The sequence below is a fragment of the Saccharopolyspora antiqui genome, assembly GCF_052246905.1.
In the GTDB taxonomy this organism is placed as follows: Bacteria; Actinomycetota; Actinomycetes; order Mycobacteriales; family Pseudonocardiaceae; genus Saccharopolyspora.
In genome coordinates this window covers 67729-88772 of the sequence record NZ_JBQQBO010000011.1, presented here as the reverse complement: position 1 = coordinate 88772, position 21044 = coordinate 67729, and the positions used below count along the sequence as shown (strand labels likewise).

General features: G+C 69.4%; 17 protein-coding genes and 1 pseudogene. 11 read left to right on the top strand and 7 right to left on the bottom strand.

The genetic code is table 11. The annotated features are described in order from the left end of the window. The first annotated feature begins 174 nt into the window (after window positions 1–174). From ACTWQN_RS18860 to recG, 6 genes are all read left to right on the top strand, one after another. Window positions 175–1728, top strand: a complete 1554-nt coding sequence (locus tag ACTWQN_RS18860) for a DAK2 domain-containing protein (protein ID WP_443204815.1) — start codon at window positions 175–177, stop codon at window positions 1726–1728. Between the two features lie 389 nt (window positions 1729–2117). Next, on the top strand, window positions 2118–2453 hold the full coding sequence (locus tag ACTWQN_RS18855; protein ID WP_443204814.1) for a GntR family transcriptional regulator: 336 nt from the start codon (window positions 2118–2120) through the stop codon (window positions 2451–2453). A 112-nt stretch (window positions 2454–2565) separates the two neighbouring features. Further along, window positions 2566–3516, top strand: coding sequence for a DUF1648 domain-containing protein (locus tag ACTWQN_RS18850; RefSeq protein ID WP_443204813.1), 951 nt, complete (start codon window positions 2566–2568; stop codon window positions 3514–3516). An 11-nt stretch (window positions 3517–3527) separates the two neighbouring features. Next, window positions 3528–4421, top strand: coding sequence for a CPBP family intramembrane glutamic endopeptidase (locus tag ACTWQN_RS18845; protein WP_443204812.1), 894 nt, complete (start codon window positions 3528–3530; stop codon window positions 4419–4421). A gap of 70 nt (window positions 4422–4491) precedes the next feature. Beyond that, entirely contained in the window at window positions 4492–4959 is a 468-nt protein-coding gene (locus ACTWQN_RS18840) for a hypothetical protein (RefSeq protein ID WP_443204811.1), read from the top strand. Between the two features lie 76 nt (window positions 4960–5035). After that, a complete protein-coding gene (recG, locus tag ACTWQN_RS18835; protein ID WP_443204810.1) occupies window positions 5036–7273 on the top strand; it encodes an ATP-dependent DNA helicase RecG in 2238 nt (745 codons plus the stop codon). Between the two features lie 291 nt (window positions 7274–7564). Here recG and ACTWQN_RS18830 read toward each other — a convergent pair whose 3' ends face one another. Continuing rightward, entirely contained in the window at window positions 7565–8023 is a 459-nt protein-coding gene (locus ACTWQN_RS18830; RefSeq protein WP_443204809.1) for a nuclear transport factor 2 family protein, read from the bottom strand. Window positions 8024–8418: 395 nt separating this feature from the next. Here ACTWQN_RS18830 and ACTWQN_RS18825 point away from each other — a divergent pair, with 395 nt between their 5' ends. Then, window positions 8419–11796: a pyruvate carboxylase gene (locus ACTWQN_RS18825; RefSeq protein WP_443204808.1), complete on the top strand. Its 3378-nt coding sequence runs from the start codon at window positions 8419–8421 to the stop codon at window positions 11794–11796. Window positions 11797–12074: 278 nt separating this feature from the next. Here the strand turns inward: ACTWQN_RS18825 and ACTWQN_RS18820 are convergent, their stop codons facing one another. Both ACTWQN_RS18820 and ACTWQN_RS18815 read right to left on the bottom strand, forming a co-directional pair. Further along, window positions 12075–12335 carry a PIN domain-containing protein gene (locus ACTWQN_RS18820; RefSeq protein WP_443204807.1) on the bottom strand — a complete coding sequence of 87 codons (261 nt, stop codon included), beginning with the start codon at window positions 12333–12335 and terminating at the stop codon, window positions 12075–12077. Further along, window positions 12332–12565: a DUF6364 family protein gene (locus ACTWQN_RS18815; protein WP_443204806.1), complete on the bottom strand. Its 234-nt coding sequence runs from the start codon at window positions 12563–12565 to the stop codon at window positions 12332–12334. Before ACTWQN_RS18815 ends, ACTWQN_RS18820 begins: the two co-directional genes overlap by 4 nt. A gap of 148 nt (window positions 12566–12713) precedes the next feature. Here ACTWQN_RS18815 and ACTWQN_RS18810 point away from each other — a divergent pair, with 148 nt between their 5' ends. Continuing rightward, window positions 12714–13247, top strand: coding sequence for a hypothetical protein (locus ACTWQN_RS18810; protein ID WP_443204805.1), 534 nt, complete (start codon window positions 12714–12716; stop codon window positions 13245–13247). A gap of 124 nt (window positions 13248–13371) precedes the next feature. On the opposite strand, the pseudogene ACTWQN_RS18805 reads toward ACTWQN_RS18810, so the two are convergent. Then, window positions 13372–14055 (bottom strand): annotated as a pseudogene (locus tag ACTWQN_RS18805) (integrase core domain-containing protein); the annotation flags it as partial. Between the two features lie 111 nt (window positions 14056–14166). Here ACTWQN_RS18805 and ACTWQN_RS18800 point away from each other — a divergent pair. Continuing rightward, window positions 14167–14295, top strand: a complete 129-nt coding sequence (locus ACTWQN_RS18800; RefSeq protein WP_443204935.1) for a CGNR zinc finger domain-containing protein — start codon at window positions 14167–14169, stop codon at window positions 14293–14295. A gap of 50 nt (window positions 14296–14345) precedes the next feature. Here ACTWQN_RS18800 and ACTWQN_RS18795 read toward each other — a convergent pair whose 3' ends face one another. Together ACTWQN_RS18795 and araD are read right to left on the bottom strand one after the other, a co-directional pair. Then, window positions 14346–15251, bottom strand: coding sequence for a dihydrodipicolinate synthase family protein (locus ACTWQN_RS18795; RefSeq protein WP_443204804.1), 906 nt, complete (start codon window positions 15249–15251; stop codon window positions 14346–14348). 237 nt (window positions 15252–15488) lie between these two features. Continuing rightward, entirely contained in the window at window positions 15489–17219 is a 1731-nt protein-coding gene (araD, locus tag ACTWQN_RS18790; RefSeq protein WP_443204803.1) for an L-arabinonate dehydratase, read from the bottom strand. Window positions 17220–17352: 133 nt separating this feature from the next. Between araD and ACTWQN_RS18785 the strand changes: the two genes are divergently transcribed. Both ACTWQN_RS18785 and ACTWQN_RS18780 read left to right on the top strand, forming a co-directional pair. Further along, a complete protein-coding gene (locus tag ACTWQN_RS18785; RefSeq protein WP_443204802.1) occupies window positions 17353–18078 on the top strand; it encodes a ribonuclease activity regulator RraA in 726 nt (241 codons plus the stop codon). 103 nt (window positions 18079–18181) lie between these two features. Further along, a complete protein-coding gene (locus ACTWQN_RS18780) occupies window positions 18182–19270 on the top strand; it encodes an Ldh family oxidoreductase (RefSeq protein WP_443204801.1) in 1089 nt (362 codons plus the stop codon). A gap of 105 nt (window positions 19271–19375) precedes the next feature. Here the strand turns inward: ACTWQN_RS18780 and ACTWQN_RS18775 are convergent, their stop codons facing one another. After that, complete coding sequence (locus ACTWQN_RS18775; RefSeq protein WP_443204800.1) at window positions 19376–20944, bottom strand: thiamine pyrophosphate-dependent enzyme; 1569 nt, start codon at window positions 20942–20944, stop codon at window positions 19376–19378. Between the last annotated feature and the right edge of the window lie 100 nt (window positions 20945–21044).

Here is a 21044-nt window from a genome sequence, read left to right as displayed (position 1 = left end):
CCGAAGACGGCGGCCTGAGCCGGATAACCCGGTTGCCCGGGGTCATCGCCACCCTGGGACCGGATCAGTGTAGCCCACCGCCGACGGCGCCTTCGGTGGTGGGGCCGAGCCCCGAGGTGCCCAGCGACTAGTCTCGGACAATCCGATCGTAGGTGACTGCGTGGGAGGTCCCGGGTGTTGCGGACGCTGAACGCGGCGGCTGCCCGCCGGTGGGCGGACCTGGCCTTGGCCGCGCTGGTCGCCGAGCGAGATGCCATCGACCGGATCAACGTCTACCCGGTCGCCGACGGCGATACCGGCACCAACCTGCTGCACACGATGCGCGCGGCGGTCGAAACGCTCGATGCGACCGAGCCGGACACCCTCGGCGGGGTGCTCGCCGCGCTGTCCAAGGGCGCGCTCGGCGGGGCGTGCGGGAACTCCGGGGTGCTGTTGTCGCAGGCCTTGCGCGGCGTCGCCGAGCAGTTGCGCGACATTCCGGAGGCGGATGGTCGCGCACTTCGCGCGGCGCTGGTCCGTGCTGATGAGCTGGCCAGGCAGGCCGTTGCCGAACCCGTTGAGGGCACGGTTCTCTCGGTGCTGCACGCCGCTTCTTGTGCGGCGGCGGGTTCGGATCAGCTCGATGTGGTCGTGCACAGCGCGACGCGAGCCGCCGTCCGGGCGCTCGCCGCGACGCCGACCCAGCTTCCGGTGCTCGCCGACGCCGGAGTCGTCGACGCTGGTGGGCGCGGCCTGGTGGTCGTGCTCGATGCCCTGCACGCCGTGGTGCGCGACGGCGAGCGGCTCGCACCGAAGGCGCCGGTGCTGGGCGAGGCGGCGGTGTTGGAGCACGAGTCGCAGTACGAGTACGAGGTCATGTACCTGCTCGCCGACACGGATCAAGATCGCGCGTCGGCGTTGCGGGACGTGCTGTGCGGACTCGGCGACTGCGTGTCCGTGGTCGGCGACGGCGTCGCCTCGTGGGCGGTGCACGTGCACTGCGACGACATCGGGGCGGCGATCGAGTCGGGCATCGAGACCGGGCGGGTGCACAAGATCAAGGTCACCAGGTTCGCCGACCAGCAGGCCGCTTTCGCGCGGGATGTCGCGGTGCTCGCCTGCGTTCCCGACGATGCGCTGGGGGAGCTGTTCGCCGCCGAGGGAGCCGATGTGCTGGTCGTCGGCGCGGAGTTGACGGCGGACGAGCTGCGTGCGGCCTTCGAATCGACCGGCGCCGCACATGTGGTGGTGCTGCCCAACGATGCCGCCACGGCGGCGGTCGTGGAAGAGGTCGGGTTGCTCGGCGAAGGGCAGGACGTGGTCGTGGTGCGGACCGCGTCTCCGGTGCAGGGGCTGGCCGCGCTGGCGGTGCACGACCCGAGCCGGCGGCGGGCCGACGATCATGTGGCGATGGCCGAGGCGGCCGCCGCGACCCGTCGCGGTGAGCTGCGCATCGCCGATGCCGAGGCGCTGACCTGGGTCGGCCGGTGCCGACCCGGCGATGTGCTCGGGCTGATCGACGGCGAGGTGGTGCTCATCGGCGCCGACGTGCTGGCCGCCGCCCGAGACCTCGCCACCCGACTGCTCACCACCGGGGGCGAGCTGGTGACCGCGCTGGTCCACGCCGACGCCCCGGCGGACCTGTCGGACGCGCTGGCCGAACACCTGCGCCGCGCACACCCCGAGGTCGAGTTCGCCTGCTACCCCGGCGGCGACCTCGCCGCACTGGTGCTGATCGGCGTCGAGTAGCGGCCGGTCAGGTGGTTTTGAAGCGGGTGCGGGGTCACTCCTCGATCGCCTGGACGGCGTGCCGATCGGGCTCGGCAGCACGTGTTGGTGAGTGGAAATTCAGATCAATCGCTCACGGCGTCATGGGGCTTGGGTGACAGGAAGGTTCCCTTCCTCACGTCAGACACTCTGCCGTCGGTCGGGTGGTGACAGGAAGGTTCCCTTCCTCGCGGATCGGGCATGCGGGTGCGCGCCCCGGTGAAGCGCCAGCCGGTTCGCACACCCCGAGCTTGGCCGCGGGTGCCCATCCGCCATCTCGGCTGGCAGGCGAGTTCGACAGCCTTCGGAACGCATTCGCTGGAACTTGAGAAGTGAATGGTGCTAGCGTCATTAGCACTATGTTGCTTTCGTTGGATCTGCAAGATGAGCGGCCGTTGCACGAGCAGGCCGCCGATGCCATTCGGCGGGCCATCGCCGCGGGCGAAGTGGAACCCGGCGATCGGTTGCCGCCTGCGCGGGACCTCGCGGTTGCGCTGGAGATCAACGCGAACACCGTGCTCCGGGCGCTGCGGGAGCTGCGGGCGGAGGGCTTGTTGGAGTTCCGCCGGGGACGCGGAGTCACCGTCCTGCGCCGTCCGGATCCGAAAGCCGGGCTGCAGCAGAGGCTCCGGGAGTTGCTCGCTGAGGCGGAACGCCACGGTTATCGGCCGGACGAAGTCATCGAGTGGATCAAGGAGGCGGAATGAGCGAGCTCGCAGTTCCGCTCGTCCCCGACCCCCGGGTGCGGGCGGCTCGCAAAACCGGGATGCGACGCCGCGCGGGCTGCGCGCGGATGTCTCACAGAGCGCAGGAGGCGCGATGAGTTATCGGACTCGATTCCTCGGTATCGCCGGTCTGTGGGTGGTGGCCGGTGCGGCGGCCTTGCTGGTGGAGGTGCTCGCCTTCCGCGACCGGCTGCCCGATCCGATCGCCTCGCACTGGGGATTCTCCGGCGCCCCCAACGACTCGCTGTCGGTTGGCGCCTTCCTGATCGTCTTGCTCCTGGTCTGGTTGGTGATCTCCACCGGAGCCCTGTTGCCCGTTGCGCGCGACGGGCAGCGGCGGCGCGTCCGGGCCGCTGCGGGTGCCGCACTGGCCGCGGGTGGGGTGTTCGTCTGCGGGCTGGCGGCGCTGACCGTGTCGGCGAATCTCGATGCCGTCGCTTGGCGGCAGGCCGGATCGTTGAACTGGCAGGTGATTCCGGCGCTCGTTCTCGCCGGGCTCGCGGGCTGGGTTGGCTGGTTCGCGGGCAACCGGGGGCCGGACCAACCCGCGCAGTACCTCGAATCGGGCGCCGAGCTGACCTTGAAACCGGACGAACGCGCGGTCTGGGTGTCGTCGGTGTCCAGCCCGCTGCTGCGGACCCTCGGCGGACTCGCGGTGCTCGGCGGCGCGGCGACCCTCGTCCTGAACTCGTGGCAGCTCGCGCTGGCCCCGCTGCTCGCCGGTCTGGCGTGCCTGGCCTTGTCATCAGCGCGGGTGCAGGCCGACGAACGCGGCGTGCGCGCGGCGTTCGGGCCGCAACGCTGGCCGGTGCGACGAATCGGACTGGCACGCATCGAAAGCGCGCGCGTGGATACCCGCCACGCGCTGGAGGTCGGCGGGTGGGGCTACCGGTCGCGTCCCCACACCACCGCGATCATGCTGCGCGGCGGCGAATGCCTTGTCCTGCGGCTGACATCCGGCCGCGACTTCATCATCAGCGTCGATCAACCGGACCGCGGCGCGGAACTGGTCAACGCGCTCATCACCGAACGCTCAGTGCTGTGAAAGGGGACGGCATGCGTGGGGATTTGTGGGTCTACCTGCTGGTCGCGCTGGGGGGTGCTTGGCTGGTGGCGCTGCCGATGTGGATCGCTGGGGGTTTGAGCAGCGGTTTCTTGTGGCTTGCCAGCATCATGATGTTCACCCCGACGCTCGGGGTGCTCGCGGTGCGACTGCTGGACCACCGCGCACCGGCCAGCGAGTGGGCCCGTGCCACCGGCCTGGGGTTGGGGCCGCGCAAGGGGCGCACCGTCGTGCTGATGTTGGCCGCCTGGTTCGGCATCGTGCTGTTCAGCGCCGTGGCCGTGGCCGTGAGCGCGGCGCTCGGCCTGCTCGCAGTGGATCTCGACGGGTTCAGCCTGGTTCGGCAGGGGCTGGCCGGTCAGAGCCTGCCGATCAGCGCGGAGATCCTGGTGCTCCTCCAGGTGATCGTGGTGGTCTTCGTGGCACCGCTGATCAATTCGGTGCTGGCCTTCGGCGAGGAGTGGGGCTGGCGCGGCTGGCTGGTGCCCCGGCTGACCGAGTTCGGGACCTGGCGTGCGCTGTGGCTGTCCGGGCTGATCTGGGGCGTCTGGCACGCACCGCTGACCCTGCTCGGCTACAACTACCCGCAGCTGGGCCCCTGGGCGGCGCCGATGTTCACCGGTTTCTGCGTGATCTTCGGGGTCGTGATGGGTTGGCTTCGACTGCATTCGGGCAGCGTGTGGCCGCCGGTGCTCGCCCACGGGGCGTTCAACGCCGTCGGGGGGCTGCCGCTGCTGCTGGGTTCGGCGGCCGAACCGCCGAACCCGGTCATCGCCGGAAGTTTCGGCCTGGTGGGATGGGTGCTGATGGCCCTGGTCGCGGCGCTCCTGCTGCGGCGGTGGCCGGTCGGTCCGCAGCCTCGGCCGGAGTCCGTCGCGACCGCTTGACCAGCCGACCGGCTCCGGTGCCGTGGCGCTACTGTCGTTGTTGGTCGTCGAGTGACCGGGGGAGCGCCCAGTGAGTTTCCGAAACCGATATCTGTGGTTCGTCGCTGGCTGGACCGTGCTCGTCGCGCTGCTGATGATCGCCATCCCGCTGGCGCTGCGCCCTCGGTTGCCCGAGCCGATCGCGGTCGAGTGGGCGTCGTCCGGGTCACCCGAGAGTTCCAGTTCGCTGCGCGATTTCCTGTTCGGCAAGATCGTCTGGTGGCTGGTGGTCGCCGCGGTCTGGAGCGTGTTCGGGTTCCGCGGGGTGCTGCGGCGACGCGGGCTGGCGTGGGCCGGTGCGGCGTTGGGCGTCTTCGGTTCGCTGATGCTCGGCACCGTCGTGCTGACCACGGTCGCCAACCTGGACGCCCCGGACTTCCGGGACGCCGCCGAGCTCACCGGCCAGGGCTGGCTGCTGCTGGCCGGGCCGCTCGCGGGTTGGCTGGGTTGGCGGTTGGGCAGCCAGGGCGTGCGGGAGCGGGTGGCGGCCACCGACTGATCGACGGCGTCGGTGCTGTCCGATAATTTGCGGTGTGCCTGTCCGGCTGGACGACCGGTGACGCGGAGGACAAGCGGTGACCACATTGGACGCGAAGCTAGACCGGGTGCTCGGTGCCAAGACCGGCAAAGCGCTCGATTCGGCACTCGGCCTGGCCACCGTGGGCGATTTGCTGCGGCACTACCCGCGCCGCTATGCCGAACGCGGCGAGCTGACCGCGATCGCAGGACTGGAGATCGGTGAGCACGCCACCGTGCTCGCGCAGGTGGAGCGGGTCAGCAAGCGCACCATGAAGTCCCGCCGCGGCACGATCGTGGAAGCCCGCATCACCGACGGGCACCGCTCGCTGAGCTGCACGTTCTTCAACCAGGCGTGGCGGGAGCGCGAGCTGCTGCCCGGTCGGCGCGGGATGTTCGCGGGCAAGGTCACCGCCTACCGCAACCAGCTGCAACTGGCGCACCCGGAGTACCAGCTGTTCGACTCCGAAAGCACGGATCTCGGTTCGGCCGCCGAGGAGTTCGCCGCCGCGCTGATCCCGGTCTACCCGGCGGCGCAGGGCTTGCCGTCGTGGTCGATCGGGCAGTGCGTGCGCCAGGTGCTGGACGTCTGGGGCGGCACCGACGACCCGCTGCCGGTGGAGCTGCGCGACCGGATGGGACTTGCCGACCTGGAGTCGGCGCTGCGCAAGATCCACCACCCGCAGAGCTTCGCCGAAGTGGCGGCCGCGCAGGACCGGTTGAAGTGGGACGAGGCGCTGGCGGTGCAGCTGGTGCTGGCCCAGCTGCGCGGCGCGGCGAAGTCGCACCCGGCGCCGGTGTGCCAGCGGCGCGACGACGGGGTGCTGGCCGAGTTCGACCAGCGGATGCCGTTCGAGCTGACCAACGGCCAGCGGGAGATCGGCGAGCAGATCGCCGTCGACCTGACCACCGAGCATCCGATGAACCGCCTGGTGCAGGGCGAGGTCGGCAGCGGCAAGACCGTGGTGGCGCTGCGCGCGATGCTGCAGGTGGTGGATGCCGGTCGGCAGGCGGCGATGCTCGCGCCGACCGAGGTGCTCGCCGCGCAGCACGCCCGCTCGCTGCGCGAACTGCTCGGCGAGCTGGCGATGGCCGGTGAGCTCGGCGGCGCCGACAACGCCACCCGCGTCACGCTGCTGACCGGCTCGCTGACCGCGGCGCAGCGCAAGAAGGCCCTGCTGGAGGCGGCTTCCGGGGAAGCCGGGATCGTCGTCGGCACCCATGCGCTGATCCAGGACCGGGTTTCGTTCGCGGATCTCGGCCTGGTGGTGGTCGACGAACAGCACCGGTTCGGCGTTGAGCAGCGCGACGCGCTGCGGGCGCGCGGCGGGGACGACGTTTCGCCGCACGTGCTGGTGATGACCGCGACGCCGATCCCGCGCACCGTGGCGATGACGGTCTACGGCGACCTGGAAACCTCGGCGCTGCGGGAACTTCCGCGCGGCCGCTCACCGATCAGCACGAGCGTCGTTCCGGTGGCGGAGAAACCCGGCTGGCTGGATCGGGCCTGGGCGCGCATCCACGAGGAGGTCGCGGCCGGGCACCAGGTGTACGTGGTGTGCCCGCGGATCGGCGACGACGAGGAGAACTCGGGCAAGGGCAAGAAGAAACCCGCGAAGTCCGCTGTGGACGACAGCGACGGGGGCGGCGAGGAGCCGCCGCCGGAGGACGGCGAGCAGCGGCGGCCACCGCTGGCGGTGCTCGACGTCGCCGAGCAGTTGGGCGCCGGGCCGTTGGCGGGACTGCGGTTGGGCATCCTGCACGGTCGGCTGCCCGCCGACGACAAGGACGCGGCGATGCGCGCCTTCGCCGCCGGGGAGCTCGACGTGCTGGTCGCCACCACCGTCATCGAGGTCGGCGTCAACGTCCCGAACGCCACCGTCATGGTGATCATGGATGCCGACCGGTTCGGCGTCAGCCAACTGCACCAGCTGCGCGGCCGGGTCGGCCGGGGCAGCGCGCCGGGCCTGTGCCTGCTGGTCACCGAGGCGATGGGGGGCACCACCACGCGGGAGCGGCTGGACGCGGTCGCGTCCACCACCGACGGCTTCGAGCTCGCTCGCCTCGACCTGGAGCTGCGCCGCGAAGGCGACATCCTCGGCGCGGCGCAGTCGGGCCGGAAGTCGGGCCTGAAGATGCTGTCGCTGCTGCGCGACGAGGACGTGATCGCCCGGGCCCGCGAGGAGGCCGATCGGTTCGTCGGCGAAGACCCCCAGCTCCGCGACCAGCCCGGCCTGGCCCGGATGGTCGCCGAGGTCGTCGACGCCGACCGCGCCGAGTACCTGGAGAAGAGCTGATCGGCGCCTGGTCCGCAGTGCAGCGGTGCTGCCACTGAGCAGGTTCAGGAGTGCCTTTCGCCCGGCAGGGGCAGCTGCGACAGCACGAACTACGGCCCGGTTCGGGTTGCTGGGGACTGACCCCAGCTGACGCCGCAGCCTGCGGGCCAACGGCGCCCCGAAAGCCCGTAATCCCCACCAGCAAGAGCAGAGCCTCCGTAGCCAGTGTCTACCGCGTGCCCGCTGAACCTGCGGCTGAGGTCGGGGACGTGCCGCTCCGTGGTCCGGGCATGCCCGGGCCACGGAGGCCAGTCAGGACCGGTTGAACGCCTCGGCGACCGCGAGGCTGTCCTCGTACATGTGGTGCCGCGTTATCAGGCCGTTGTCGATGGTGAGGTGCGGCGCGAACGTCATGACGAAACGCTTGTCGGTCGGCTTGACGAGCTGCGAGCTTGTGCCGAACTGGTAGTCCTGCAGGATGCGCCCATCCTCGCCCAGCCGGACGAAGACGAACCCGGTCCAGGCGATCTCATCGCCAGCGGCGGGGACCAGGTAGGTTTTGAAACCGATCGCGTCATGATTCCCCGCGGCGTCCCCGGCCCGGAACACGAACCCGCCCTTCTCGACCAGTTGCTCGTGGGCCTGGGTGATACGCGCCTGCAGGGCCCGGTGCCCGCGGCACTCGACGGAGTCGGTGAACTTCACACCATCCTCGGCCCACAGGGCGGCAATCGCCGAGCGGCGCCGCCCGGGGTCCGGCTCGTTCCACACGGACGCGTAGCGTCCGGCGAATTCCTCAACATCAACACTCATGATCGGGGACGCTAGCGACGGTCCACAGACAGGGAGTGTCAGTGATCGCTGGGCGGATTCCGGCGTGCGCGCGAGCTGTCTGGTGTCAATCCTGTTGGTGGTGCCCGAGCTAGGACCGCTTTGGTCAGGTCGCGCGGTTTGCCGGGTGTCGCGCGGCGAGGAATAGCTGGGACGAAATTCGCAAGAACGAAATATTTTATTATTTTTCCACTGCTACTTGTTGTGTCGGTTTCGCATTTAAGCAGGTCATCTGCTTTGTGGAGGTGACCATCACTCGGGAAGTTCTCCCGGAAGGAGGAATTTTCGCGGTACTGTGCTCACACCGACCGACACCTGTCCTCCGAGGAGGCGGAATGTTCCGCAAGGTCCTCGTCGCGAATCGCGGCGAGATCGCGATCCGCGCGTTCCGCGCCGCGTACGAGCTGGGCGCGGGCACGGTCGCGGTGTTCCCGCACGAAGACCGCAACTCGCTGCACCGCCTGAAAGCCGACGAGTCGTACGAGATCGGCGAACCTGGTCACCCGGTCCGCGCGTACCTGTCCGTCGACGAGATCATCAAGGCCGCGCGGCAGGCCGGCGCGGACGCCGTCTACCCCGGCTACGGGTTCCTCTCCGAGAACCCCGAACTGGCCCGGGCCTGCCAGGAAGCCGGGATCACCTTCGTCGGCCCCAGCCACGACATCCTGCAGATGACCGGGAACAAGGCGACCGCGGTCGCCGCCGCCCGCCAGGCCGGGGTGCCGGTGCTGGATTCCTCGGCGCCGTCCCGCGACATCGATGAGCTGCTGGCCGCCGCCGAGAACATGACGTTCCCGGTGTTCGTCAAGGCCGTCGCCGGTGGCGGCGGGCGCGGCATGCGCCGAGTGGACGCGCCGCCCGCCCTGCGCGAGTCGCTGGAAGCGGCGATGCGCGAGGCCGAATCGGCCTTCGGCGACCCGACCGTCTTCCTGGAACGGGCAGTGGTCAACCCGCGGCACATCGAGGTGCAGATCCTCGCCGACGCCGCGGGCAACGTGATCCACCTCTACGAGCGGGACTGCTCGGTGCAGCGCCGCCACCAGAAGGTCATCGAGATCGCCCCGGCACCCAACCTGGACCCGCGGCTGCGCGACCGGATCTGCGCCGATGCGGTCGCCTTCGCCCGCAAGATCGGCTACGTCAACGCGGGCACCGTGGAGTTCCTGGTGGACGAGCAGGGCCGCCACGTGTTCATCGAGATGAACCCGCGCATCCAGGTCGAGCACACGGTCACCGAGGAGGTCACCGACGCCGACCTGGTCCAGTCGCAGCTGCGCATCGCCGCCGGTGAGACGCTGGAAGACCTCGGCATGACGCAGGACGCGATCCGGCTGCGCGGCGCGGCCCTGCAATGCCGGATCACCACCGAGGACCCGGCCAACGGATTCCGCCCGGACACCGGCATGATCAGCGCCTACCGCTCGCCGGGCGGCGCGGGCATCCGACTGGACGGCGGCACCGCATTCGCCGGTACCAGCGTCAGCGCGCACTTCGACTCGATGCTGGTGAAGCTGTCCTGCCGAGGCCGCGACTTCAACACCGCGGTCGCGCGGGCCCGCCGGGCGGTCGCCGAGTTCCGGATCCGCGGGGTGTCCACGAACATCCCGTTCCTGCAGGCAGTGCTGGACGACGCGGACTTCGCCGCGGGCAAGGTGACCACCTCGTTCATCGACGAGCGACCGCACCTGCTCACCGCCCGGCACTCCGCCGACCGCGGCACCCGCCTGCTGAACTACCTCGCCGACGTGACCGTCAACCGGCCCAACGGGGAACGCCCGACCACCCCGGACCCGGTGCACAAGCTGCCCGAACTCGATCTGTCCGCGCCGCCCGCCGAGGGCTCCAAGCAGCGGCTCACCGAGCTCGGCCCGGAAGGTTTCGCCCGCTGGCTGCGGGAATCCAACACCATCGGCGTCACCGACACCACGTTCCGCGACGCGCACCAGTCGTTGCTGGCCACCCGAGTACGCACCCGGGACCTGCTCGCGGTCGCACCGTACGTGGCGCGGATGACGCCGCAGCTGCTGTCCCTGGAGTGCTGGGGCGGTGCGACCTACGACGTGGCGCTGCGATTCCTGGCCGAGGACCCCTGGGAGCGGTTGGCGAGGCTGCGCGAGGCGGTGCCCAACATCTGCCTGCAGATGCTGCTGCGCGGTCGAAACACCGTCGGCTACACGCCTTATCCGACCGAGGTGACCGAGCACTTCGTGCGGGAAGCCACCGACACCGGCATCGACATCTTCCGCATCTTCGACGCGCTCAACGACGTCGAGCAGATGCGCCCGGCCATCGAAGCGGTGCGCGGCACCGGCAGGTCGATCGCCGAGGTGTCGCTGTGCTACACGGCCGACCTGTCCAACCCGGCCGAGCAGGTGTACACACTGGACTACTACCTGCGACTGGCCGAGCAGATCGTCGAGGCCGGTGCGCACGTGCTGGCCGTCAAGGACATGGCCGGGCTGCTGCGCCCACCGGCCGCGGCGAAGCTGGTTTCCGCGCTGCGCAAGGAATTCGACCTGCCGGTGCACCTGCACACCCATGACACGCCGGGCGGCCAGCTGGCCACTTACCTGGCGGCCATCCAGTCCGGTGTGGACGCGGTGGACGCCGCGACCGCGTCGATGGCCGGAACCACCTCGCAGCCCGCGCTGTCGTCAGTGGTGGCCGCCACCGACTACACCGAGCGGACCACCGGGCTGGACCTGCCTGCGGTGTGCGACCTGGAGCCGTACTGGGAGTCGGTGCGCAAGATCTACCAGCCGTTCGAAGCGGGGCTGGCCGCGCCGACCGGGCGGGTGTACAAGCACGAGATCCCCGGCGGTCAGTTGTCGAACCTGCGCACCCAGGCGGTCGCGCTCGGGTTGGGCGACAAGTTCGAGGAGATCGAGGCGATGTACGCCGCGGCCGACCGGATCCTGGGTCGGCTGGTGAAGGTGACCCCGTCGTCGAAGGTGGTCGGTGACCTGGCGTTGCACCTGGTGGGTGCCGGGGTGGACCCGGCGGAATTCGAGGCCGACCCGCGCCGGTTCGACATCCCGGACTCGGTCATCGGGTTCCTCCAGGGCGAACTCGGCGAACCGCCAGCGGGCTGGCCGGAGCCGTTCCGCACCCGCGCGCTGGAAGGCCGCACCACGGTGCGCACGTTGGCGGATCTGTCCGAAGAGGACCGGGCCGGGCTGGCGGCGGATCGCCGGGGCACCCTGAACCGGCTGATGTTCGCCAAACCGACCAAGGAGTTCACCGAGCACCGCGAGGCGTTCGGCGACACGTCGCTGTTGCGCAGCAAGGACTTCTTCTACGGGCTGCGGCCGGGCGAGGAGTACTCGGTCGACTTGGAGCCGGGCGTGCGGCTGCTCATCGGGCTGGAAGCGATCAGCGAACCCGACGAGCGCGGCATCCGCACCGTGATGGCGGTGCTGAACGGGCAGCTGCGGCCGATCCAGGTGCGCGACCGGTCGGTGGCCACCAACCTGCCGGTCGCGGAGAAGGCCGACCGGTCCAATCCGGGTCACGTACCCGCACCGTTCGCCGGTGTGGTGACGCTGTCGGTCAGCGAGGGCGACGTGGTGGAGATCGGGCAGACCATCGCCACCATCGAGGCGATGAAGATGGAGGCCGCGATCACCGCGCCGCAGAACGGCCAGGTCAAGCGGGTGGCCATTGGCGGAGTCCAACAGGTCGAAGGCGGCGACCTCCTCCTAGAATTCGCCTGATCTCGTGTTGGAGCGGGCCGTCCTCAACCGGGACGGTTCGCTCCAGCGCTTCAGGAGCGGCGACTACGTCGGACTATCGCGAGTTGCCTGTCCGCACGATCCGCACCTCGGCTGGCTTAGTTCCGGAACGGATTCTTGATCAGGAGGTTTCCGAAACGTCGGCCGTGCTGTAAGTCTTCGGCGAGCAAGGTCGTGGCCCCGGCTCGCGATGCGGCCTCGACGATGAGTGCGTCGTAGAACGCCAGCGTGGTCTTCCGCCAGCTTGCTGGCGGAAATGATCAGCAGGGCATCCGTCTCGACGGTGCGCCATTCGCTGTAGTTCGCCACCCGTTCACGTGCTTCCCAACGGGCCAGCGGCTTTTTCTTTTTCGGGTCGCGGCGTTGTGGAACTCTTGAAGGACTTGCGTGCTCAACACGCCGCTGTCGGGCTCCCAGAGATCGCGCACGATCGAGGCTGCTGTGCGGTGCTTGTTCAGATCGCGGGTGTCATGCGCGTAGATCAGGATGTTCGTGTCGACGAACGTCAGCGCTTGGTTCACCTGTCGTAGAGCTCCTCGCGTGGCCACGTGATGCCGCCGCGATCCGCCGCTTGGCTCAGCGCTTCCAGTGCCGCTTGCTTGGCTTCCCGATAGCGGAGCTTCGCAGCGGTGAGCTCCTTGAGCTTGACAGTGATCAGGCCGCTGACGGAGGTGCCTTCTTCTGCCGCCAGCGCCTTTGCTTGATGGATTATTTCCTCGTCTAACTGGATGGTTATGTTGCGTTTGGCCATGGCCGCAGTTGACTCCGTGGAGCACGTGATTGCCACAGCCTGGTCGCGCTTCCACACCATCAGGTGGTTTGGGCAACCGGCGGTGCGGGTTTGGCGTATTCGGTGTGCTGGCGGGAGTTGCCCGTCGCTTGAGGTACCGGGGGTTGGCATGCGGAAGTCGTGGGTGGCGGCGTTGGCCGTCGTGTTCGCCGCGGGATTGGTGGCTGGCGGCGGTTCGGCGGCGGCGCAGTCCGCGTCGGGCGTGCGGGATGTGGACTGGCGCAACGCGCAGTTCACCGTGCCGCTGGTCGGGGCTTGTCCGGAGCAGGCCGTGTCGTTCACCGGCGGGGCCGCGCAGGCCGGGAACTCGGTGTACCGGTTCACGCCCGGTCGGGAGATCGGCTACGCGGACGTCACCGGCGAGGGTGTCGAGGACGCGTTGATCCTGATGGAGTGCGGGCCGCGCGACTCGGAGTACTCCCGGGCGCTGATCGCCATGACCACCAGCCAGGACGGCATCGGGATCCGGCCGCTGGGCACGGTGGTCAGCCCGCCGGTGTGGACGCAGGTGCCGACCGAGTTCACCGTGTGGCACGGCGACATCTCGGTGCTGGTCGAAGACTTCGACACCGGCCAGACCTGGACCGAGCACTACCGCTGGGCCCAGTCCGCCCAAGCCTTCGTCCGCATCGACGGCCAGTAACCGAACAGTCGTGAGTGCGAAAACCGGCTCCAACCGGTTTTCGCACTCACGACCTCAGTCGGGTGACTCCGTCCCCGGCACCCGGTGGTGCAGCAGCGTGCGGTTCGGGTTGCGCACTTGCGAGCTAGTTGTACGAGGCCAGAACGTTGGTGACGCCGCCCCGTAGTCGTGCGGCGGGTGGCCGGTTCCCGATGGCGGTATGAGGACGGTGGTAGTTGTAGTGGATGTTCCAGACGCGGAGCGCGTCGGAACGTTGATCCTCTGACAGCCAGGTCCGGGCGTAGAGGAACTCTTCTGCGAGGATCCGGTTGTAGCGCTCAACCTTCCCGTTGTGGCGGGGCGTATACGGCGTGATTCGCTGATGCCTGGCCTCGTGCAGGGCACGTGCGAAGGCGTCGGCGCGGTAGCAGGCTCCGTTGTCGGTGACGATCCGCTCGATCCGGGTGATGCCATGGGCAGTGAACCAAGCGCGGGCACGGTGAAGGAAGGCGATGGCGGTCACCGCCTTCTCATCAGGCAGGGCTTCGGTGTAGGCGAGTCGACTGAATCCGTCAACGGCTGAGTGGAGGTAGACGTAGCCGCCGCGTTCGGTCTTCTTCTTGCTCCGAGCGATTGCTCGGGCGTGGTCGATGTCGCGTCCGTGGGCCCGCCAGCCTCCGCCGCCGGGAATGCGGCCGGCCTTTTTCACATCGACGTGGACCATGTGGCCCGGTCGGCGGGCGACGATCTGTTGGGGTTCCCGGTTCGAGTCTCCGTTGGGGTCGATGAAGCGACGCCGATTCAGCCCGAGCTCGGCAAGATGCCGGCTGGAACACGAACGCGCAGGATGGCACCTGACGGAGACGACCCCTGTCAGTGACGCCCTCGGGGTCCTGGCCACGGATGCCATCCGCATCCTTGGGGCCCCGACCGCGGCCGCATCAAGAACTGCGAAGGCCCTGGATGCGCGGGGCTGTTTCTCGACACCAGCCGCGCCGGCAACCGCCGCTGGTGCTCCATGAACACCTGCGGCAACAAGGTCAAGAAGTCACGAATCAACGCGAGCTGACCTAGCGGAGCCGCGATCGGGCCCGTCAACAACGTCATGTCCCGCAACAGCTAGTAGCCGGTTTGGGTCCAGTTGGTGAGGATTTTTGTGATCTCTTGGCGTTGTTGGGGGGACAGTGTTCCTGCTGGTGGGCGGACGGTTGGGTGGCAGATGCCCTGTTGGGCGAGGGCTTCCTTGACGACTGCGACGTTGTAGGCCGAGGCGTTGTCGGCGCGGAGCTTTTCGAACGGTGCGATCAGCGCCCACAGTTCCCGCACCTTGGCCGCGTCGCCCGCGCGCAGTGCCGCGAGGTAGTCCAGCGACAGCTTCGGCGCGACGTTGACCACGCCGGAGGTGAAACCGGTCGCGCCGACCGCCCAGAACGACGGTGCCCAGCGTTCGGCCAGGCCGCAGGCCCAGACGACGCGATCCGCGCCCACGGTCAGGCAGATCTCGGCGAAGCGAACCGGGTCCGGCACCGCGTACTTGATGCCCACCACGTTGGGGCAGGAGTCGAACAGCTCGGCCAGCGCAGCCGCGTCCACTCGGGAATCCTTGACGTACAGGACGAATCCCAGCGACGGCGCGGCCTGCGCGATCTCCCGGTTGTACGCCACCCAGCCCGGCACGGACTGGTGCGGGTGCACCGGCTGGTGCAGCATCGCCAGCGCGGCGCCGAGCCGCCGCACGGCGGCGGCCATGTCCTTGGCGGTCGCGACGTCGTAGCCGATGCCGGGCATCACCACCGAGCTCCCGGCCGCCTTCGCGGTGACCTCGTTGGCCCGCTCCCACTCGGCGCGGGACAGCGCGTAGAACTCGCTGGTGTTGCCGTTCGGCGTGATCACCGGGACGCCGGCCTCGGCCATCCGGCCGACCAGCGCTTCGTACCCGGCCCAGTCTGGCGCGCCCGCTTCGTCGAACGGCGTCACGGTGATCGCGGTGACGCCGCGCAGCGCCTGCACAACCTCGTCGTTCATCGCAGCACTTCCATTCGGTCGATGACGCGGAAATACGTGTTGTCGAGGACGGCGACAGCGATTCCCGCACGGGGCCGCCCGTCTCGCGCCGCCACGGACAACGCGTATCGGGAAAGGCTTCTTGCGAGGCGCGCCGATCGGAGCTGGGCAGAACGTGCTCGTGGGTGAGATTCCCGGCTCTTACCAGAACATCCACTCACGAGCCGCAACCCTGCGCACGCCAATCCGCACAACCTCCTAGTGGATGGCGGGTTCGGGGGCACCGCCCGCCCCGGACAGGAAGTCGAAGTCGCAGCCCTTGTCGGCCTGCGTGATGTGCTTGCCGAACAACTTGCCGTAACCGCGGGTGAACACCGGCTCCGGTGGCTGCCACTGCGCGCGTCGGCGTTCCAGCTCGTCATCCGAGACGTGCACGTCCAGGCGTCGGCCAGGCACGTCGAGTTCGATCAGATCGCCGTCGCGCACCAGCGCCAGCGGACCACCGGCGAACGACTCGGGGGCGACGTGCAGCACGCAGGTGCCGTAGCTGGTCCCGCTCATCCGGGCGTCGGAGATCCGCACCATGTCCGTGACGCCCTTCTCCAGCAGGCGCTTGGGGATCGGCAGCATGCCCCACTCCGGCATGCCCGGGCCGCCGAGCGGACCCGCACCGCGCAGCACCAGCACGGTGTTCTCGTCGACGTCGAGGTCTTCGGCGTCGATCCGGGCGTCCATGTCGTCGTAGCTGTCGAAGACCAGCGCGCGGCCCTTGTGCTGCAACAGGTGCGGGCTCGCCGCGGTCGTCTTGATCACGCAGCCGTCGGGGGCGAGGCTGCCGCGCAGCACCGCCAGCCCACCCTGCTCGGACAGCGGGTTGTCCCGGCGGCGGATCACGTCGGGATCGTGGATCTCCGCGCCCTCGATGTTCTCCCCGAGCGACTGGCCGTTGACCGTCAGCGCCTCGCGGTGCAGCAGTTCGCCGAGCTCGGCCATCAGCCCGCGCAGCCCACCGGCGTCGAAGAAGTCCTCCATCAGGTACTCGCCGGACGGTCGGATGTTGGCCAGCACCGGCACCTTCCGGGAGGCGTCGTCGAAGAGCTCCAGCGGCAGTTCCACCTCGGCCCGACCGGCCATCGCGACCAGGTGGATCACCGAGTTCGTGGAACCGCCCATCGCCATCACCACCGCGATCGCGTTCTCGAACGCCTCGCGGGTCAGCACCTCGCGTGGTCGCAGGTCGTCCCAGACCATGTCGACGACGCGCCGCCCGGTGGCCACCGCCAGCTGCGGGTGGTTGGAGAAGGCCGCCGGGATCGACGACCCGCCGGAGAGGGTGAGCCCCAGCGCCTCGGCCGCGGCGGTCATGGTGGAGGCGGTGCCCATCGTCATGCAGTGGCCGGGGGAGCGGGCGATGCCGTCCTCGATCTCGCCCCACTCCTTGTCACCGATGATCCCGGCGCGCTTCTGGGCCCAGTACTTCCAGGTGTCCGAGCCGCTGCCCAGCGTGGTGCCCTTCCAGCGGCCCTTGAGCATCGGCCCGGCGGGCAGGAAGATCGATGGCACGTCAACGCTGGTCGCGCCCATGATCAGACCGGGCGTGGTCTTGTCGCAGCCGCCCATCAGCACGCAGCCGTCGATCGGGTACGAGCGCAGCAGCTCCTCGGTTTCCATCGCGAGCAGGTTCCGGTAGAGCATCGTGGTCGGCTTCTGGAACGGCTCGGACAGCGACATGGCGGGCAGCTCCAGCGGGAAACCCCCGGCCTGCCACACACCGCGCTTGACGTCCTCCGCGCGCTGCCGGAAGTGGGTGTGGCACGGGTTTATGTCGCTCCACGTGTTGACGATGCCGATGACCGGCTTGCCCGCGTAGTCCTGGGCGTCGAAACCCATCTGCTTGGCGCGGGACTTGTGCCCGAAGGAACGCAGGTTGTCCACGCCGAACCAGCGATGACTGCGCAGCTGCTCGGCGGTGAGCCGGGTGCGGGACATGGTCGGAGAGCTCCTTTCGGAGGACTGGAGCGATCGACGGAATGGTATATGATATCTCACGCTCCACGCCAGGGATATTCCGGACACCAGGGATACCCGGCACGTCACGGCGCCACCACACGAAAGGCGACTCATGGCCGAAAGTTCCCCGCTGTCCGAAGAAACCCGGCAGGCGCTGCGCCGGGCCAGCACCGCGACCCTGACCACGCAGCTGCTGGCGCGCGGTCTGCGCAACACCTTCCTGCAAGGTTTGCTGCCGCTGAACCCGTTGCGGGAAAACATGGTCGGGGAGGCGTTCACGCTGCGCTACATCCCCGCCCGCGAAGATCTCGACGTGCTGTCGGTGTACCAGGACTACGACCACCCGCAGCGGCGTGCGGTGGAATCCGTGCAGCCGGGGCAGGTCCTGGTCATCGACGCGCGCGGCAAGCAGCGCGCCGCGTCGCTGGGCCACATCCTGGGCACCCGGCTGCTGCACCGCGGCTGCACCGGCGTGGTCACCGACGGTTCGGTTCGCGACTCGGCCGGGTTCAGCACGCTCGACCTGCCCACCTTCGCGGCGAGCCCGTCGGCGAACACCAACCTGATCCAGCACCACGCGGTCGACATGCAGCTGCCGATCGCGTGCGGCGAGGTCGCGGTGTACCCGGGCGACGTGATGGTCGGTGACCGGGACGGGGTGGTCTGCATCCCGCGCCACCTGGTCGACGAGGTCGCCGCGGCCGCCGCCGAGCAGGAGCGCCTGGAGGCGTTCGTGCTGTCCAAGGTGGACTCCGGTGCGCCGTTGCGGGGCACCTACCCGCCCGATGAGGCGACGCGCGCGGAGTACCAGCGCTGGGTCGCATCCCGCGAATCGTGAGTTCGGCGCCGGGTGAGCGGAATTCCGGCCCGGTCGGGTCGGATGAGAACCGCCGCTCACCCGGTTCGCCGGTGGTGATCCGAGATCGTGAAGGAGGCATGTTGTGGGAGTTCCCGCTGAGCGTGTGCGGCTGCTGATCGTCGACGTTCTCACCGCGTGGGGCATGGACGCCGATCTGGCCGAGACCACCGCCGAGGTCATGGTGGACACCGACCTGGCCGGCATCGATTCGCACGGTGTGTCGATGCTGATGGCCTACGAGAATTTCCGCGCCCAGGGTCGTATCGACCTGCGGGCGCGGCCCGTCGTGGTGCGTGAGAACGCGGCATCCGCGCTGGTCGACGCCAAGGCCGGGATCGGCCACCCGGCCAGCGATTTCGCCATGCGACTGGCGATCGAGAAGGCGCGGGCGAGTTCGGTCGGCGTGGTGTCGGTGGTCAACTCGCACCACTTCGGCGCGGCCGGGTACTACGCGGAAATGGCCGCCAAGCAGGGCATGATCGGGCTGGTCACCAGCTCGGCGAACCTGACCTGCGCGGCGCCTACCGGCTCGGTGGTGCCCCGGCTGGCCACCAACCCGATCGCGTTCGCCGCGCCCGCCCGGCGCAATCCGCACTTCCTGCTGGACATGGCCACCACGACCGTCGCGGTCAACAAGGTCAAGGTCTACGACTACTACCGCAAACCGCTGCCCACCGGGTGGGTCGTCGACGACGCCGGACGTCCGGTGGAGGACGCGGCGAAGGCGCTGCACCTGATCAGGGACAGCGATGTCGGTGGGCTGACCCCGCTGGGCGGTACGCCGGAGATGTCCAACCACAAGGGCTACGGGCTGGGCATGATGGCGCACATCCTGGCGGCGACGCTGTGCGGCGGCGCGTTCCCGGCGATCCAGGAGCGCGACCACCCGGATGGCCCGCACAACCTCGGGCACTTCTTCCTGGCCCTGGATCCGGCGGCGTTCCGGGCGGCGGGTTCGTTCGAGGACGATCTGGACGACGCCATCGACATGTTGCACGAGACCCCGCCGCTCGACCCGGAACAACCGGTGCAGGTCGCCGGGGATCCGCAGGCGACGGCGCGAGAGGAGCGCGGTCGCGACGGCATTCCGATGCCGGAGGCGCTGCTGGAGCAGCTGCGCGGAGTCGCCGAACGGGCCGGAGTCGAGTTCGCGCTCCTCGCGCCGTCGTGAGTGCGGCAGCGGGCTGCGGCCCGCGCTCGTGTTCACGACGCTCGGAGCTCGTCTTCGTTCTTCCGCTACCCGCACCGCTATCCAAAACGAGTTCAAGGACAGCACTCAGTTTTCGAGGAAGTCGGCGAGACGGGTGTCCGCGGTTAGCACGTCCGGGTCGGTGTGCACGTCGATGACGCTCGGGCGGTCCTCCCGCAGCGCGGCGCGGATCGCCGGTTCGAGCTCGGCGCGGGCGGCAACGGTGAAACCGGCCGCGCCGAGTCCTCGTGCCCAGCCCGCGAAGTCCACCGCACCGATCGACACCGCGGCCAGCTGCCGCTGGCTCTTCGCCTGGTGCAGGGCGATGGTGCCGTACAGGCCGTTCTGGAAGACCACCACGAGCACCGGGGCCCGATGCCGGATGGCGGTCTCGATCTCCTGGCCGGTCATCAGCGCGCCGCCGTCGCCGACCATCGCGATCACGGTCCGCTCGGGCGCGGAGAGCTTGGCCGCGACGGCGGACGGCACCCCGTATCCCATCGCGCCGTTGCACGGTCCGAGCTGCGTGCGCGGCTGCGTGAAGCACCAGTAGCGGTGCACGAATCCCGAGAAGTTCCCGGCATCGTTGGTGACCACGGCGTCGGCGGGCGCGAGCCGGCGCAGCGCCCGCACCACGTCGGTCGGGTGCACGCCCTGCCCGGTACCGGTGTCCGGTGGGGTCATGAACTCGCGCACCGCCGCATTGGCCACCGACCAGTCGCGCTGCCGCGCCGGGGATTGCGCGCGCAGTTCGCGCAGCACTCGTGGCACCTGGCTGCGGACCTGCACGATCTCCTGCCCCGGCAACGGGAACCGGAATCCCTGGCTGGTGACCTCGTCGAGCCGCATCCCGAGCACCAGCACCAGGTCGGCGCGCTCCAGCGCTTTGAGCTGGTCGCCGGGCACGCCCAGGCCGAGGTGCCCGGCGTACTGCGGGTGGTCTTCGGGGAAGCAGTCCTGTCGGCGGAACCCGTTGTAGACGGCCAGTCCCAGCTCCTCCGCGGCGGCGATCAGCTCACGGCGCGAGGCGACGTCGCGGGCTCCGGCGATCACCACCGGCGCATCGGCGGCACCGACGCGTTCCGCGAGCTCGGCGATGTCCGGGAGGTCGTCGTCGGATTCGTGGTGGGGCACCGGGATCGGGTCGGTGAAGGGCTCGTCCCAGAAGTCGCTGGGCACCGAGACGATGGCCGGGCCGGGGCGCCGCCCGGCCGCCCGCGCGAGGGCCTCCGCGACCAGCGCGGGCACTTCGGCCGCCGTGCTCGCCTGGGCCGAGGAGGTGGCCAGCGGGGCGAACAGCGCCGCGAGGTCGACTTCCTGGAAGCTCTCCCTGCCCAGCTTGGTGGAGGGCACTTGGCCGAGCAGCACCACCATCGGCGTCCCGTCCTGGTACGCCGTGTGCACGCCGATCGACAGGTTCGTCGCGCCGGGGCCGCGGCTGCCCATCGCCACCGCTGGCACGCCGTGCAGCTTGCCGTCGGCTTCGGCCATGAACGAGGCGCCGCCCTCGTGCCGCGTCGACACCAGGGTCAGTCCTGGTTCGGCGGTGAAGGCGTCGAGCAGCCCGAGGAATGACTCGCCGGGCACGGTGTAGCCGCGTCGAACTCCGGCTTCGGCGAGCACGCGGGTCACGGCCTGGGCGACGGTGCGCTGCATGTTCCTCACTACTCCCTCACAGCGGTTTGGTATATGATACACCGGAGTCTGGATTTCGCCTCGTTGTCCCAGGCGGCCGGTCGAGTCCGACGGCGTTGAT